At 38.1% G+C, this 17,073-nt stretch carries 17 protein-coding genes and 1 pseudogene; 9 read left to right on the top strand and 9 right to left on the bottom strand.

Translation table 11 applies throughout. The annotated features are described in order from the left end of the window. Positions 1-55: 55 nt before the first annotated feature. The 7 genes and pseudogenes from V8V91_RS09365 to V8V91_RS09335 all read left to right on the top strand — a co-directional run bounded on the left by V8V91_RS09365 (position 56) and on the right by V8V91_RS09335 (position 6,257). A complete protein-coding gene (locus V8V91_RS09365; RefSeq protein WP_373399828.1) occupies positions 56-556 on the top strand; it encodes a carboxypeptidase-like regulatory domain-containing protein in 501 nt (166 codons plus the stop codon). Next, positions 523-2,271, top strand: coding sequence for a hypothetical protein (locus V8V91_RS09360; RefSeq protein WP_373399827.1), 1,749 nt, complete (start codon positions 523-525; stop codon positions 2,269-2,271). The genes V8V91_RS09365 and V8V91_RS09360 overlap by 34 nt, the downstream gene beginning before the upstream one ends. A 2-nt stretch (positions 2,272-2,273) precedes the next feature. Beyond that, a complete protein-coding gene (locus tag V8V91_RS09355) occupies positions 2,274-2,639 on the top strand; it encodes a hypothetical protein (protein WP_373399826.1) in 366 nt (121 codons plus the stop codon). Between the two features lie 128 nt (positions 2,640-2,767). Then, a pseudogene (locus V8V91_RS09350) lies at positions 2,768-3,864 on the top strand (Gfo/Idh/MocA family protein). A 275-nt stretch (positions 3,865-4,139) separates the two neighbouring features. Beyond that, positions 4,140-5,126: a cytochrome c gene (locus V8V91_RS09345; RefSeq protein WP_373399825.1), complete on the top strand. Its 987-nt coding sequence runs from the start codon at positions 4,140-4,142 to the stop codon at positions 5,124-5,126. Positions 5,127-5,267: 141 nt separating this feature from the next. Then, on the top strand, positions 5,268-5,969 hold the full coding sequence (locus tag V8V91_RS09340) for a hypothetical protein (RefSeq protein ID WP_373399824.1): 702 nt from the start codon (positions 5,268-5,270) through the stop codon (positions 5,967-5,969). 78 nt (positions 5,970-6,047) lie between these two features. Next, positions 6,048-6,257, top strand: coding sequence for a hypothetical protein (locus tag V8V91_RS09335; protein WP_373399823.1), 210 nt, complete (start codon positions 6,048-6,050; stop codon positions 6,255-6,257). A gap of 1 nt (position 6,258) precedes the next feature. Here the strand turns inward: V8V91_RS09335 and V8V91_RS09330 are convergent, their stop codons facing one another. Then, a complete protein-coding gene (locus V8V91_RS09330; protein WP_373399822.1) occupies positions 6,259-7,350 on the bottom strand; it encodes a Gfo/Idh/MocA family protein in 1,092 nt (363 codons plus the stop codon). 84 nt (positions 7,351-7,434) lie between these two features. Between V8V91_RS09330 and V8V91_RS09325 the strand changes: the two genes are divergently transcribed. Next, complete coding sequence (locus tag V8V91_RS09325) at positions 7,435-7,995, top strand: aspartyl/asparaginyl beta-hydroxylase domain-containing protein (RefSeq protein WP_373399821.1); 561 nt, start codon at positions 7,435-7,437, stop codon at positions 7,993-7,995. Positions 7,996-7,998: 3 nt separating this feature from the next. Here the strand turns inward: V8V91_RS09325 and V8V91_RS09320 are convergent, their stop codons facing one another. Further along, a complete protein-coding gene (locus tag V8V91_RS09320) occupies positions 7,999-8,412 on the bottom strand; it encodes a hypothetical protein (protein WP_373399820.1) in 414 nt (137 codons plus the stop codon). A gap of 177 nt (positions 8,413-8,589) precedes the next feature. On the opposite strand from V8V91_RS09320, the gene V8V91_RS09315 reads away from it, so the two are divergent. Beyond that, a complete protein-coding gene (locus tag V8V91_RS09315; RefSeq protein ID WP_373399819.1) occupies positions 8,590-10,227 on the top strand; it encodes a M28 family metallopeptidase in 1,638 nt (545 codons plus the stop codon). A 142-nt stretch (positions 10,228-10,369) separates the two neighbouring features. On the opposite strand, the gene V8V91_RS09310 is transcribed toward V8V91_RS09315, so the two are convergent. The 7 genes from V8V91_RS09310 to V8V91_RS09280 form a co-directional block, all read right to left on the bottom strand. Beyond that, entirely contained in the window at positions 10,370-10,936 is a 567-nt protein-coding gene (locus V8V91_RS09310; RefSeq protein ID WP_373399818.1) for a DinB family protein, read from the bottom strand. A gap of 18 nt (positions 10,937-10,954) precedes the next feature. Further along, entirely contained in the window at positions 10,955-11,338 is a 384-nt protein-coding gene (locus V8V91_RS09305; RefSeq protein ID WP_373399817.1) for a VOC family protein, read from the bottom strand. A 5-nt stretch (positions 11,339-11,343) separates the two neighbouring features. Beyond that, complete coding sequence (locus V8V91_RS09300) at positions 11,344-11,973, bottom strand: hypothetical protein (RefSeq protein ID WP_373399816.1); 630 nt, start codon at positions 11,971-11,973, stop codon at positions 11,344-11,346. A gap of 20 nt (positions 11,974-11,993) precedes the next feature. Further along, on the bottom strand, positions 11,994-12,968 hold the full coding sequence (locus tag V8V91_RS09295) for a DUF4153 domain-containing protein (RefSeq protein ID WP_373399815.1): 975 nt from the start codon (positions 12,966-12,968) through the stop codon (positions 11,994-11,996). A 318-nt stretch (positions 12,969-13,286) separates the two neighbouring features. Then, positions 13,287-15,572, bottom strand: coding sequence for a BamA/TamA family outer membrane protein (locus V8V91_RS09290; RefSeq protein WP_373399814.1), 2,286 nt, complete (start codon positions 15,570-15,572; stop codon positions 13,287-13,289). Next, a complete protein-coding gene (locus tag V8V91_RS09285; protein WP_373399813.1) occupies positions 15,562-16,116 on the bottom strand; it encodes a translocation/assembly module TamB domain-containing protein in 555 nt (184 codons plus the stop codon). The genes V8V91_RS09290 and V8V91_RS09285 overlap by 11 nt, the downstream gene beginning before the upstream one ends. Further along, a complete protein-coding gene (locus V8V91_RS09280; RefSeq protein WP_373399812.1) occupies positions 16,113-16,988 on the bottom strand; it encodes a translocation/assembly module TamB domain-containing protein in 876 nt (291 codons plus the stop codon). Before V8V91_RS09280 ends, V8V91_RS09285 begins: the two co-directional genes overlap by 4 nt. Between the last annotated feature and the right edge of the window lie 85 nt (positions 16,989-17,073).

The following is a 17,073-nucleotide window of genomic DNA, read 5'->3' as shown; positions in this document are numbered from 1 at the left end:
TTTTGACTTTCCTTTCTTTTCCTTCTTACTCCCAAACAAAAATCTCATTGGGCAGGTGCTGGATACATTAAATCAGCCGATTAGCTATGCAAATGTGGTAGCTGTCAATCAGACTACTCAAAAGATCGGGGCATTTGCTATCACCAACGGGGATGGACGATTTAAACTGGCTTTAACTCCAGGTGCTGAGTACTTACTCAGAATTTCATTTGTAGGGTATAAAAAGTTTGAGCGTACCATTTCAGATTGGTCTCCAGACGAGCCTATCCAAGTGATTTTATCGACTGATGAAACTATGCTGGATCAAGTGGAAGTCGTAACTGAACTCCCTGTAACCATGCAGGGAGATACATTGACTTATAAGACAGACGCCTTTACCACTGGGACTGAACGAAAATTAAAAGATGTATTGGAAAAGCTTCCCGGTTTTGAGATTGATGAGGATGGAGGGGTGAAAGTTCAAGGAAAGAAAGTAGATAAAGTCATGGTAGATGGGAAAATTTTTTTGATGGGGATACAAAATTGGCCACCAAAAACCTTCCCGCCAATGCTGTAGATCGTGTTCAGGTCTTGAAGAATTTTAATGAAGTGGCTCCTGTGAGAGGCTTGGACACAGACGAATCGCTTGCTTTAAATATCCAGTTGAAAGATGGAAAGAAACGGATGGTGTTTGGAGATTTGACAGCAGGAGGAGGTCCAAAAGAAAGGTACTTGGGACATGCCAACGCTTTTTATTACTCACCGAAATTAAACTTGAATTTAATCGCAGATGCCAATAATGTAGGAGAGTTACCATTTACCCTTCAGGATTATTTTCGATTTAGCGGTGGACTGGAAGGTCTTGGAAGAAGAACAGGGTCTTCAATTTCCTTGAGCGGAGAAGATATGGGGATTCCTATGGCCCAACGAAATAATGCAGCCTCTTTAGAGACAGCATTAGGAGCATTTAATTTCAACTTTCACCCTAGCTCTAAATGGAGACATTCCGGATTTATCATAGGTTCAAGCTCGGAAAATAAATTGGGTAGCAACTCTCAGAGAACCTATTTACGCGACGATGAAAATAATCAGGAGATTTTGACGTCTGCAAGTACTGTGGAAAATTCCTCCGGATTAATGAAGTATTCCGCAACCTATACTCCTCGAGAAGAAACCTATGTGAAATATTCGGTTTTTGGGAAAACCTCAGATATCCAAAATAGAAATATCATGGATTCGGATTTTGGGACCTTCAGGCAACAACTTGACAATATCCAAACCCGAAAACCTTACAGTATCCAACAGAAAGGTGAGTGGTACCATGCTCCTTCCGAAAAACGTGTCTTTTCTATGGAGGTAAACTGGGAAAAGAAATACCAAGATCCTTTATATGATTTGACTACCAATCAAAAACCATTTGTAAACCTACTTCCAATCATGGATCAGGAACAATATCGCTTTTTGCAACAGCAAGAAGTACATTCCAGGACGTTGGAAGGGGCATTTAATTATTACCAAATTTTAAATGCTACAAATCATGTGAATTTGAGCCTGGGGTATTCAGATACCAGACAGGATATGATTTCCAGCTTAAGTCAAGTCGCTTCTAGTGATAATTACCCAGAATTTGAAAATGATAATCGATTTGGGATTCAGGATCTTTACTTAGGCTTAACCTATAAAACCAAATGGAAGGATTTTATTCTTAGTCCATCTTTGTTTACTCATCGATATGCTTGGCAAGACAAACAGTTTGAGGACCTGATGGAGAAAGATAAGATATTATTCTTACCTGGAATGTATGCAAAATGGGCAATCAAGTCCAATAAATCTTTGACCTATAGGTATCAGGCAACAGCCAATTTTATGGATGTGCAACAATTGGCGGAAGGATATATCATTCAGGACTACAATTCAATTTTTACAGGAAATAGATTGCTTGAAAATGGATTTTATTCCAATCATACCTTGAATTATAGCCATTATGATTTTTTCTCTTCAATGACTGTTTATGGATCTTTAAACTGGCAGAGAAAAAGGAATGATATGGTAACGACCACTGATTTTAGAGGAATTAATAGGTTCCTTACCGTATTAAATATTGAGCCAGTAAATGAAACCATGAATGGGAATATTAATCTGGATAAGAAATTCAATACCTTCAAAATTAGCGGAGGGGGAAGATGGAATGCATTTACAACAAATAATTTAATCAACGATGTGGTCAATCAAAATAAACAGTTTTCCCAAACCTATGAAGCAAAAGCTACCACGACATTCTTCAAAAAGTAGAAGTGGATTTAAGTTATACCTTCTCTACTAATCAATACAAAGGACAAAGTACCCAAAACACATTTAATACCCATACTCCGAAAATTGAATTGGATTGGGATATATGGAAAGGTTTGAAATTGAACACTGATTATGCCCTGAATACGTATACCAATAAAGGAGCTGGAACGAAAAGTGAATTCGATTTTTGGAATGCTTTCCTCAGCTATCAAGGTAAAACCAGCCCATTGGAAATTAGATTGACGGTTTGGAATATTTTGGATACCAGATCGATTCGAAGAGATAGCTTTACGGATAACTTAATCAGTACCTATTCCTATTTAGTTCAACCAAGATATGGTCTCATTACAGTTAAATGGGATATTTAAAAAGTTGAGATTGGATTGATTTCCAATCTCTTTTCTTTGAATAATTCAATTCTCGAAATTTTTGTGGAGTAAGTTTTTCTCTTAACTTAATGAAAAACAAAATTTTACCTCCAACCCAATCTATTTTTATGAACATAATTTCGAGAAGAGATGCAATCAAAGGTTTGTCAATTGTTACTGGAGCTAGTTTAGTTTCTCCAAAATCATTATTCGCGGGAAGCTCAAAAGCAGGACCGCTTGGAGTAGCACTTGTTGGTCTTGGATATTATAGTACAGATTTATTGGCTCCTGCATTACAAAAGACAAAGAATTGCCGCTTGGCGGGAATCGTCACAGGTACTCCCTCCAAAATTCCCGTTTGGAGAGGAAAATATAATATTCCTACATCCAATGTTTATAACTATGAGAATTTTGATTCCATAGCTGATAATCCTGATATCGATGTGGTATATGTGGTTTTACCCCTTCTATGCATAAAGAATATGTGATTCGAGCTGCCAAAGCGGGTAAGCATGTTTGGTGTGAAAAACCGATGGCGGTTACTGCAGATGAATGTCAAGCGATGATTGATGCTTGCAATGAAAACAAGGTCAAACTTTCTATTGGATATCGATGTCAGCATGAGCCAAATACTATGGCTTTTCAAAAGATTGTAGAAGAGAAGCAGCTTGGGAAAGTAATGAGTGTGAACTGTGCCGCAGGTTATAGAGAAGATAGAACCAACCATTGGAAACAAAAACGGGAAATGGGAGGCGGCGTGATTTATGATATGGGTGTGTATTCAATTCAAGGTGCCCGCTTGGGAACTGGGATGGAGCCTATAGCAGTCACGTCAGCAAAAGTTTGGACCGAAAGACCTGAGATTTATAAAAACGGTTTAGGCGAAATTGTGGAAGCAGAATTGGAGTTTCCTAACCAAGTAAAAGCACGAATAAAAACCTCATTTTATGAGCAGACCAATTTTTTAACAATTCAATGTGAAAATGGGTCAATAGAAATGGAGCCTTTTTCAGGTTATAGTGGAAACAAGGGGAAAAGTCCATTAGGAGAAATAGATTTTCCATATAGAGTTCCAAATCAACAAGTTTTACAAATGGATCATGATGCTCAATCCATTATGGATGATACACCTGTATTAGTACCTGGAGAAGAGGGACTTAGGGATATTAGGATAGTTCAAGCTATTCTAAAATCCGCAGATACGGGAATGCCGGTCTCTATTTAGAATTTTTTTCCAAGTAAAATTTATAAGCGGTTTCCATAAATGGGGCCGCTTTTTTCTTGACCTAGAATTTTTTTTTCGAATAACTAAAAATAGTACAATGTTTTATCTAAAAATTATATTTACCTTATAAAAGGTTGAAAAATGAATTTCAAATAATCAAAAATGTTTTTCAATTTAGGATTTTTTTTCTCGATTAGGCAGCAAGGGTTTTTAGGTTTTCGGCCTTTTCAGAGCAAAGTGTAATAAAAAGTAATAACCATCAATTTAATACTCCTATGAAAAAATTAGTTAAGTTTTTAGGATGGGTGATCGGGATTTTGGGTCTGGTAATTTTAGCTTTTGTAAGTTTTGTGTATCTGACCTGGGATAAAAAATATGAAGCTCCCTATCCCGAAGTCTTGGCAAGCGCTGATTCTGCCATGATTGCTAGAGGAAAATATTTGGTTTTTGGGCCTGCCCATTGTGCGGGTTGCCATAACACAACAGAAAGATCTGCTCAAGTGGAAATGGGTATGGACTTAGAGCTCATAGGAGGAGCAGAGTTTGTATTTGGACCAGGGATATTGAGATCTAGGAACTTGACTCCCGATAAAGCAACCGGAATAGGAAATTTGACAGATCAAGAGGTGGCGAGGGTGATGAGGTATTCCATTGGGCATGATGGTAGGCCAATTTTTCCATTAATGCCGTTTCAAAATATGTCAGATGAGGATGTAAATGCCGTGATTTCTTATTTAAGATCTCAGCAACCCGTCAAAAACCCTATCCCGCCTACTGAATATAATTTTATGGGTAAAGCTATTTTAGCCTTAGGTTTAATTAAGCCTGAAGGTCCTGATGGTACTCCTCCAAAAAGAGTGAAAGTAGAAGCATCTGAAGTATATGGGAAGTATTTGGCGAATTCAGTTGCCAACTGTGTGGGCTGTCATTCTCCTAGGGACTTGATGAGTGGGGAATTTATTGGTCCTAAATTCAGTGGAGGACTTTTGTTTGAAGAGGCTCCAGGAGAGAGCTTCATCACACCAAATCTTACGCCTGACCCCGAAACAGGATACATTGCTAATTGGACCGAGGATACTTTTGTGCAAAGGTTCAAAACAGGAAGAATATACGAACATTCTCCAATGCCTTGGGGAAGTTTTTCTAGAATGGATGAGGTGGATTTAAGAGCCCTGTATCGGTATTTAATGTCCTTAGATCCTGTATCCAATAAAATTGAAAAGACGGAGTACATGCTTCAAGCTGCAGGTTCTAATAAATAACTCCGAAGCTGATTTTTACAAAGTAGACCAACCTTTTTTTAATTGACCAGTTAAATTTTTCTTTTTAGATCCTTAAGGAAATGAGGTGAAAGGAGAAGTCTTGCCACAATGATTTCAATAACCTTTTAAACCCAAAGCCTCATGAAAAAATGGATCATTACATTATCAGGAATTGTGATACTTGGAATAGTTTCACTGTTTGTTTTTGTAGAATCAAGATGGGAAAGAACGTATGATTTTCCCTATCCTGAAATAACCCATAGTTTGGATTTATCAGTAATTGAACGTGGTAAATATTTGGTTTATGGGCCAGCGCATTGTGCTTCTTGCCACATCAACATAGATGATTATGAATCGATGGAAGCAGGGGAATTGGTTCCTTTACGTGGAGGGGAAGTATTTAATTTGAACTATGGAATGGTGGTCTCATATAACCTTACACCGGATGTGGAAACGGGTATAGGAGGTTTTACGGATGGCGAGATTGCTAGGGCCATGCGAGAGGCTGTAGGACATGATGGTAGGATTTTACCAAATTTTATGCCTTTCAAATTGATGACCGATGAAGATGTTATTGCAGTAATTTCTTTTTTAAGATCTCAAAACCCTGTAAAAAACCCAATACCAAAACCTGTTTACAATTGGAGCGGTAAATGGAAAATAAGTACTGGAAAAATTCGTCCCAGAATTATCCATGGGACTACCCTGCCTTCTATCAAACGAGAAGCAACAATAGATTATGGAAATTATTTAGTGAATAATGTCGCGAATTGTGTGGGATGCCACTCTATGGCAACCGTTGAATATAGGGAAAAGAAGTATAGATTTGGTCCCCTTTCCTGAGGAGTAAGATTTGGTGGAAATAATGTAAATAATACCCGGTATGTAACTCCTAATCTAACTCCTGAAAAACAAACAGGGATGATTACTAATTGGGACGAAGATACTTTTGTAGCTAGATTTCGGCAGTGCAGGGTGTATGAAACATCTCCGATGCCATGGGGAAGTTTTGCCAGAATGGATGAAGTGGATATTCGTGCTATCTATCGTTATTTAAAATCCATAAAACCTGTTGCAAATAAAATTGAGAAAACTGTGTATCAACCAGGAGAAGAAATTGAAGGCAGCTGATTTATTTAATGAAAATAGTTTGGTGGGTTTTTGAACTTTTTGCTGCATCCAGTATTTCAACTACTATCAAATTATTTTCCAAAGAGCTTAAATCATAAGGCTTAACTTTGATTTCATTTCTAATTACAGCTATTAGGTAAGAAAAAGGATCATCGAAGGGAGCTTTTCTTGATTCAAAAGTCAGTGTTTCTTCATCAAAACCATCGTAGCCTTCTGCCATTCGAATTCTTAATGTGCGGCCATTGTCTGCAAAAATAGCTCCTGTGAGTCCGTAGATCTCCATGTCTTTTCTTCCGATTGGCCAATTCCAAGAGGGTTCCAGTATGGTTTGGGAATCTTCATAGGTTAAGATGATGGTGGCATCGTCATCCACTTTGGGATTATTTTCAGATTGTAATTGCTGAGTTACAGCGGTAACTGAAATTGGCTTTTTCCCCTCTTGAAGCCAAGTGGAAAGATTTGCTCCATAACAACCAAAGTCAATGATCGCTCCTCCTCCATTTAATTTGGGGTCGGTCAACCATTCCAAAAATTCTGGGTTAACACCAATTTTCTTAGGTCCTCTATGGCCGTCTCTAACAATTAGTTTTCTCATTTCACCAACTTTCCCATTTTGCAATAGCTGCTGTGCTTTTTCTACGGAAGGATACCAGGTGGTTTCATAATTGGTAAGGAGATGGATTCCATGCTTTTGGGCTAATTCAGCCATTCTTTTTGCATGATCTAAATTCACCGCCAAAGGTTTCTCCACCATCACGTGAATCCCTTTGGGAGCCGAAGCCTCAACCACAGATAAATGGTCAAAAATATTTCCAAAGGCGGTAACTGCTTCCGGTTGGGTAGTAATCAACATCTCTTCCAAATCATCAAATACCAAATCTATGGAAATTCCATATTGTGAAGTCAGTCTCTCCGCCAATTCCTGGTTCGGCTCTGCAATTCCCACAATTTCAATGTCAGCTCTTTTGTTGGCATCTAAAATCCAACCTACATGTCCATGCGTCAACCCTGCAACTCCAATTTTTAATTTGTTTTGAGAAAAAGATGGAAAGGTTTGGATAAGGACCATCAAGAAAAATAAATAGCGAATCATGAGATCAAGAGTTTATTCAATTGGAAATTGACCATATCTAATGTTATTTACAAGTGATTTTTTATAGAAGAACCTAAATCAAGAATGTTTCAAAAAGATAGAATCAAGTTGCCCTTCCAATTTGATGTGCAAAAATTACAACAAGAGGTAAAGGCGCTAAACCATATAGAATGGATTGGACATTTTGTAACTTCTAATTACGAAGGTGACTGGTCGGTAATCCCTTTGACTGCTCAAGAAGGGCGAACTCATCCAATTCTTATGGCATCAGCTGTTCCGGGAGAATTTAAATTTATCCCCACTCCTTATCTGGATCACTGTCCTTATATCGCATCCATTTTAGATGGTTTTGAATGTGAAAAATGCTCTATTCGACTGATGAAATTGGCTGCTGGATCTGAGATAAAAAAGCATCAGGATTATGATTTGGATGATCAGGAAATCCGAGTTCATATTCCAATATTTACCAATGAAAAAGTTAAGTTTTTGGTAAACGACATTGCCGTGAAGATGAAGGAAGGAGAGTGCTGGTATTTGAGACTATCTGATCCACATCAAGTCAAAAACCAAGGGGAATCGGATCGAATTCACTTGGTATTGGACTTAAAAATTAATGATTGGTTGAATCGTTTGCTGATCCAATAATCCTCATTCTCGAAGCCATTTTTTCATAGTTGGAAAACCTTCATAATCACATAGTCCCATCCAAACCAACAAGGGTAATCCAATGTACTGACCATTTTGGAACCCCATGATTAACGTTTCGGAATCTCCTTTGTATCCATCTGCATGGAACACAATTTCGGGTGGGATTCCCAAGTGAGTCAGGGCTGCAAAAGTCCAACATAAAACTCCTATTTCATCCTCTTTTCCAGGGTCTCGAAATTCACTTACACTCCCCACAATTATAGTTTTTTCTTCCTTGGTCATCAGTGCAATATGTCCTGCTTCATGTAAGATATCACCAGTATGTTTTAATTTTTCCGGATCATAATAAAGAGTTCCTTTGTCAATTTTTAACCCAGGTAAGAAACAATCACCCTCTAATTGTTTTTGTTTCAAAGGAATGCCAATTTCTTCTAGAAAGGATTTAATTGACTCGAAATAGGGGTGTTCATGGATAAAAATGGTTTCTGGGCGAATTTATCAGAATATTCAATTGTAAAAAACTATCTCAATCTAAAGGGTATTTCTTATTTACTAATTCGGTAAATTTAGAATCATCCAACCCTAAAGAACATGTATTCAAAGCCACTTATATTACTCCTTTTTCTTGGAATCATATGGAGTTGTCAAACGAGGGAGCAAGAAACTTATAAGTTTCAAGTTTCTGATCTGGAACCCCAGTTAGCCAAGCTTGCTTCCGATGAATTTATGGGTAGAATGCCCTTTACAGAGGGAGAGAGAATTACTGTCAATTATTTGGAAAAAGAATTTAAAGAAATGGGCCTAGAGCCAGGAAATGGAGATTCCTATTTTCAAGAGGTTCCTTTGGTTTCCATACAAACCCTCCCTGCAGACCAAATGACGGTTAGTTCATCTAGCCAGACCATCCAGTTAGAAGGGCTAAAAGATTATGTTCTCTGGTCGCAGAGGACGGATCCTGAAGTTAGTTTTCAAGATGCCGAAATGGTATTTGCGGGTTTTGGAATCATCGCTCCTGAGTATGGTTGGGATGATTATAAAAACATTGATGTCAAAGATAAAATTGTGGTTGTCCTTGTGAATGACCCTGGATTTGGGACTGAGGATGAAAGCTTTTTTAAAGGGAATACCATGACCTATTATGGTCGCTGGACCTACAAATATGAAGAAGCAATCCGGCAGGGAGCTTTAGGTTGCTTGATTGTTCACAATACTATCCCAGCAGGGTACGGCTTTAATGTTATCCAAAATAAGTGGGATGCTTCCTTGTTATATTTGGACGAAAGGGGAAATGATGCCTACAAAACTGCTTTTGAAGGATGGTTGACCTTGACCACAGCAAATAAACTTTTTGAAATGGCAGGATTAGACGGAAGGAAGCTTTTAGCTGATGCGAGAAAACCAGATTTTCAGGCAATACCAATGAATCTAACAGCAAGTACTTCTATGCAGGTAATTGCTAAATATGATGTGTCTAAAAATGTTGTAGCTAAAGTTACTGGTGCCACTAGGCCAGAGGACGTGATTATTTATACTGCCCATTGGGATCACTTCGGATATGGAGCTCCTGATGAAACAGGTGATAGTATTTACAATGGCGCATTGGATAATGCATCGGGAACCGCGGCATTATTGGCATTGGCAAAGGCTTTTAAAACGGACCCTCAACCTGATCGTACGGTCGTGTTTCTGGCAGTAACTGCGGAAGAACAGGGGCTATGGGGCTCTGCATATTATGCCCAAAATCCGATTTTCCCGAAAGAGCATACAGTCGCCAACATCAATATGGATGGGATCAATCCATATGGTAAAATGAAAGACGTTTCTCTGATTGGCATAGGACAATCCGAGATGGAAGATTTATTGAATGTGGAGCTCGAGAAAGTTGGAAGGTATTCCGCTCCAGATCCCACTCCATCTGCAGGATATTATTTCAGATCAGATCATTTCAATTTTGCTAAAATCGGTGTTCCCGCGCTTTATTTCAGTAATGGTATTGACCATGTAGAAAAAGGAAAGGAATACGGGAAGGAATTGGAAGATTTGTACGTTCAAAATTATTACCACAAACCTTCTGATGAATACGATCCCAGCAGATGGAATCTAGATGGAGCGGTGGATGATGTTCAGGTACTTTATGAGGTAGGAAGAAATCTGGCCAACTCAGATTATTGGCCAAAGTGGAAGCCAAATTCCGAGTTCCGGGCAATTCGGGAATCCTATATAAAATAAGTAAAAGAACGTTAACGGTTAAAAAGTACTATTTGCCTAAACAACCTAAATAAAACTGCTCTCAGGAGTAAAAAATAGCAAGAGCTCCCGATTGGCCTTTGGGAGCTCCTGCTTTTTAAATGTGTTGAAAAACCCAATTTTTTTATTGAGGTAGTCTAGACCTTAACAAGGCAATTTGCCCCATATGGTTTGATTGATGCTCCATTACGTGGAACCAAGCCCAGTAATTATTCATTTCAGTTCCTGCAGCCTTTGAAGCAAACCATTTATCATCTTTTTCCTTCAGCAAAGCTTTCGTTTGTTCCCGAACTTCATCCCAAATTTCGAAATAATAAGAAATTGGTTTTCCTTTATACTCTTCCCGGGCATCCTCTCCAAGCATTAAGCCTTTCATCCATCTGGCCTCTTCGGATTCATTAAACTCCCTATTTTCAAATGTGTAAACCTGATAGAACGCTTCGGTTGCTGCCAAGTGCAAAATCATGGCTCCGATTCTATTGGCTTTATCATCCAAAAGGAAATCTACCTGCTCCTGATTCATGGAACTTGTGAGCCTATAAATTCTCCCTTTGATGTCGTCTAACATGGCGACCATATTCCCGATGTCATGGGAATATCCTTTTGGAGGTTCGATCACTTGAGCATTGGAAACACCACTGAAAAAGAGGGCAATGAAAAATGAGAGAGTAAAAATTTGTATTCGTTTCATAGCTGTTATAATTAAGTGTTAGATAGTGAGTTCAATATGATTTCCTTCCGGATCTAAAATGATACTTTCGAAATAGCCATCACCGGTGGTTCTGGGTTCGCCGAAGATTTCAAAACCATCATTTCTCAACTTTTCTGTTAAACTGAGGACCTTTTGTTTACTTCCTGTTGAAAGGGCAATATGGGTATACCCAAAAGAATGATTTCGCTGTTCTGGAGTACCTACTTCTGGTTTGTGCATCAGTTCAATTCTTGCCCCCGATTCAAAGGATAAAAAGTAGGACGTGAAGTTTTTAGAAGGATTATGGTATTTTTCTCCTGCAGTCATGCCAAAGTATTTACAATAGAAATCTTTCATCATTTCCAGTTCTTCAACCCAAATTGCCAAGTGCTCAAGTTTCATAAAAACTATTTTTTACCTAAAAGTATGATGCCGTGAAGCTGGTCTACCGCTTTCTCCGTTTCCGAGTTCTTTGATACACTTTGAAATACTATTTGAACCTTCATCGAGTCATTTGGGATTTCAAAACTCATGTCTGCCGGACTTATATTTTGGACATAACCTTGCCCATATAAATTTTCAATTTCGTTTTTCAATTCGACTAGATCCACTTGACCCTTTACATTCCCAATTTCTACATGAAAGGTTGAAAGGTCTTCGTCTACTCCTATTTTGGCTTTCCCAATCTCGGGGATCAGCCAAGTCTTATCCTGATCGGTTTCCAAATTCAAATCAAAAGCCAGTTGATAATCATATCCAGAAATAGGTCTGACCTCTTGAAATTGAATTTCCCACCTAAAATGAATAGGTAATTTATCGTTCAATTGAATTTGGAGTTCATTGACATAAGTTAATCCCATGGATTCTACTATGAATTTGCTATAGTTTAAGGAGATATTTCTTTTTTCAGGGTCATCAGCTTCTTGAAAAATTGCAGCTAAATCTTGCTCAAACCAAGGTAGAATAGCGTTTAATCCATGATAGTCTTCCAAGTATTGAATGATGGAATTAACATCATTTTGATCCTGTGGAGGCATTCTATTTGTGTTTTTTTGGACTATAGGTCGTAGCGTTCCTTTCTCAGAAATTTCCCAAAAACTTCATTTTGGATTTTTCCATTTTGAAGGATTCCTGATTCGGTCAAAATATGCTCTAATCTTTTGATTTGGTTGGACTCACTCAAACTAAACATCCCCCAAGGACCGAAAGAGCCAAAGATCATAAAGGCTGCCAGAGAAATAGGGATGGTTTTGATTTTGCCTGGCCCAAAGATGAAATACCCGGCAATAAAAACAAGCCAAAATCCCATCAGTAGGACAATGTATCGATTCACCGTCAATCCATATTCCTTCACTCGTATTCCGATGGCAAGGAATAAGATGATGATTAAAGGGATGATCAAAAAATAAAATGCTTTGTAGAATGTTCTGATCCAGCTGCTTTCTTTCTGGTCTTGTATAGGGAATAATAGAAGATTGGTAAATATCCCCAATACAGAAATCGCAATGATCATATAACTGACGATTCCTTTTGGCCAATCCCAGGTGAAGATGATTTTTCCTCCATAGATGTAGAGAATGGTCATATATACTAGCAACAAAGGAATCAGTATAAACTGGGTGAAGATCTTTAATCCTTTTGGATAGTTGCTCAGGGAAACTGCTTCTTCAAAATCAGTAGGTGCTCCTGCTAAAAAGTACCAAGTATTAAAAAGCCCAATGGATACAATAAAAATGTAAAAGTAATTTTTGGGATCGATTTCGATGGAAAAAAGAAGGGATACAGCCCCTAGAGCTAGGGAGATACCTATTTGAATAACTAAGGAATAAAAGACACCAGTAATTACTCGGAGGAAAATATTTTCATTGAATTTCCAAAAAGCCTGATCGCTTTTTTCATTCCAATACGATAGAAATGCCACCAATAAATGGGCAGTAAGATTATATACCAGGTATCTTATATAGGGGATTCTTGTATTGGTAAATGTGTTTTCAGAAGGAAATGAATAAAAGACAAGACCTAACAAAATCACTACGACAGTCCAAGTGATCTTTCTTTTTATAGGAGAGAATTGATGCTTTTCACTATAAATGTCTACACAGAAGAATAGGGGATTCCCAGAATCAATACCAAAAGGAGATTGACAAGCTGAATTTCTTGATCAAACCGGTCTATTTCAATTAAATAGATCAGTAAAGTAGAAGCTAAAAAGCCGAGACTAAGCTTAACGGGAATCTCTTAGCACTTCGGATTGCATCCTCACTTAATTGATGTAGTGATGGGAATTTCATGTTGAGGAAGATTTAAAAGTAAGTTACTGATAATCCTTTCTATGGGAAAGTCTTATTGCTTAGAAAGGATATCCAATGGCAAAATTGAAAATTAGGTTTTCCCTTCTCCAAGTTTTACTGCTGATATCAAAGGTGTTTCCCCATCTCTGTCCTTCTGGTAAAAATGGTTTTCTTAAAGGCGTAGCAAAATCAAATCGTATCACAAAGAACTGGATATCAATTCTAAAACCTATACCGGTTCCTACCGCAATTTCATTCCACCAACTAGAGCTGAATTTACCTCCAGGCAAGGCTTCATTTTCATTCATTAACCAAATATTTCCTGCGTCCAGAAAGAGAGCACCTTTTAGGAGAGAAACCATAGGGAATCGGTATTCTATATTTCCCTCTAATCGAATGTCACCTGATTGGTCAAAGTAGGAGTTTAAATTCGTTTCCTCTGGTGCATAACTCCCTGGGCCTATAGATCGAATTCTAAATGCTCTTATACTGTTTGGACCACCAGAGAAATACTGTTTTACATAAGGCAAGGACGTTGAATTTCTGAAGGGTACACCCACTCCAGCAAAAAGCCTTGAAGCGATGGTTTGGTTATTACTTATATTGAAATGATACCTAAAATCAAGATCAGCTTTACCATATTGGGCATATTCTAAACCAAAGATCTTTCCATTACCTTCTCCCAGCCATTTGTCAATTCCATAGACTAGGTTTCCTGCGAAGTCTAAACCCAAACCGAAGAAGTATCCATGCTTCCGTACAGGGTCGTTAATTTTATTGTAATTAAAAATATAATTGATTCCAATAATAAAGTTTTGGTCAAAACTTCGTCTTAAAAATGGGTTTTTATCCAGAATTTCTTCAAACTCCGGAGATGATTTAGCGAGGTTGGTAATGTTGATATTGATTGGGTTAATCTCATGGTAGGCAAACCTGTTGGCATTCCAGAAGTATCCATAACTCGTGTAAAAGGAATTTAAGGTATATAAGCCACCTCTGCTCAAATAATCTGTACCCAAACTAACTTTGGTCTTAGGCACTGAATAACTGAATTTTTCTTCAATTGGCACAAAGAAAATCACTCTTGGGAATATTAAATCTCCTCTCAACCCTAATTCAAGAGAATGCAATCCTGTTAAATCCCCTCCTGCGATCTGAAATTCATAGCCGATTTTTGCGGAAATATTGAAATTTTCACCTCCCTTAAACAAGTTCCTGTTTCTATAAACCAGATTGAGTGCAGGGCCTGCAAAATTGTTGGATTTGGATACTCCTAATAATTCTGCCCTTACCGATCTTTTAGTCATGGGAGAGAGTAAAAAACTGGCAGCAAGATGTCCTAAACTATCTTCATTGATCAGTTCATCGTATCGTAAATTGACATATTGGTAATTACCAATTGAGCTTAGACGGTTGCTTGAAAGTCTGGATTTATTGGGGTTATAATATTCTCCATTCTCAATTAAAATGTATTGGTTTAACAATTCTGGTTTGAAAACCACACCGTTTTGAATAAACTCTTTTCCGTCAAGTTGGACGGTGTCTGCTTGATCAGTGTTTTCATCCAAGGAATAATTGGGGAATACCTGAATTTGGTCAATTTGATATTTTACCAGGCTGTTTTTTGGGACATTATTTTTCAGTCTGAGGTAAAGGTTAAACTGCCGGGCACTGTCTGTAATATTGGTATCAGCTTCAAAGATTAGGAAGTCATTATTGAAATTGTAATATCCTTTTTGCTTTAGGCCTTGGTCAAGCCTTTCCCTTTCGGAGTTCAAAGTGTTTAAATCAAATCGGTTGCCTGGTTGAAGTAGGGTTTCTGCTAATAGACTTTGAATTTCATGCTCAATCTCTAGTGAATCTCTTTCCAGTTGGAATTCTTTCAGAACATAAGGTTGGCCCACTTTTGCAGTGTAGTTCACTTCAGCAAACTTTTCACCTCTAATACTTTCAGAGCTAGCTTGTCCATAAAAAAAACCTCGGTTTTCTAACCTATTCAAAATCAACTCTTCCGTGCGCTCCGGATTGACCTGGCTAAAATAAACGGGTTCTTGACCAAATTTTTTATTGAGAAAGCGATTGATGAATCCAGGCTTTTCTTTTTCTCCTTTGTAATGGGTCCAGAGTCCAAAATACATACCGAGAAACTTCGAATTAGGCTCTGGTCTGAGCAAGTCATTTAATTCAGATTCAATTTTCTTTAAGTCTTGAACTTCTGGAGCCTCAAGATCCAAAGTGGCTCCCGTATAAAGTAGTTCCCCTTCGGGAATATGTTTTTTTATTTGACACCCAGTGAAGGAAATCAAGAAGACTAAAAAGAAGAAAATGATTTTATTAGTTTTCATTTTCCTCCTTTCCTTTATTGGTTGAATCTATAGAATTAGATTCTTCTAGAGCTTGCTTGGACTTATGCCATAGTTCATAAAACTCATTGAATTCCCGATTGAAAATTAATCCGCCACCAGTTACCACTAGTTGCCCATCAATGATACTTTCATATTGATTTTTTCTAAAAACTCGAACTCTCCATCGACCATCTTCGGTAAGGATGTATTCAAAACTTACATTTGCTAAAATAGCATTAGATTGTTCAGGCTCCTGAGAACTCCCTTCCAGTCCAACTTGACTACCTACTTCTACGATTAGTCGGTCATTGAAGAGGGTTTGTTGGGCATTGATGTTAAGATCCGTTCGATTTTGACTACTACCGGATTGGTAATCCTCATAAGTGTCGACATCAAAACCTAATTGAAAGCCACTATCCCCAAAAAGCTTGCTGGATAATGCATTCATCTGATCGGATAGTATTTGGCTTGCGCTACTTCTAGCAATTGTTTCTGCACCTCCATTGGAGCCATCACTTCCTCTGGAAGGGAAGAATCTATTCAATACCAAGAGGGAAAAACTTGTTTGTTTAATTCGTCTTCCTGATCATTGATTTGAAGTACTTGGGAGTATACATTTCCTCCAAATGCTCCCCGTTCGTTTTCAGGCATATCCAATGCAAATGAAATTTCAGGCCTCAATAACTCCCCATCCACATTTAAATAAACCAAAAATGGTAATCGTCTTTGGTACTGGGATTTGGTACTTTGGCTACTGCCTGTCAACTGGGAAGACATCAGTGCGGAGGCGGAAGCATCCACTTCATAAATGGCCCGAATGTCCATATTAGCGTCCATTGGGTCTCCATTCCAACTAATTCTACTTCCAGGGTTGATAAGGAATTTTTTGCTAATCAGGTTATATAAGGACATTTCATAATGTCCATCAGATATTTCATAATCTCCAGAGAGTGTGATTCTTCCATTTGGAGTAATGTCCATTCGCAAATTAGCACTTCCCGATATCAACAAATTATCCCCGGTTTTAGGATCTATGATTACTGTAAATTTTGCTTTTGGGTCTGTTTTAAGGGAAGCTTGTATATCATATCCTAAAAATGCAGTGGTGGATTGCTCGGTTTGAGAAGTAAGAATATCGTCTGGATTTTCTTTGTTTACAAATAAAACCACTCCGTCACGCTCCACAAGGTCCAGTTGAGACTCTGGGATCAGCATGGTTAAATTGGTATTTTCCTTGACGTTTAAATTAGCTCGGACGATAGGCAAATTTAGATCTCCTTCGATGGTCACTTCAGCATCGATCGTCCCTCTTCCATAGAGTAGTTCATTTTCTTGATCTGTGGAATTGACCACCATGAAGTTTTTGGCCACTAGACTTAGGTCAAATCCGGGGTTGTTTAGATCGGTAGTAGTCACCGTACCATCTACCGTAAAGGTATTGTTGTCTGTGTCTTTGACGGTAAATTGATTAAAGTATATTCCATCATTATCCGCTTGGATT

It is taken from the genome of Algoriphagus halophilus (genome assembly GCF_041729275.1).
Lineage (GTDB): Bacteria > Bacteroidota > Bacteroidia > Cytophagales > Cyclobacteriaceae > Algoriphagus > Algoriphagus halophilus_A.
This window is presented reverse-complemented; position numbering and strand designations above follow the sequence as displayed.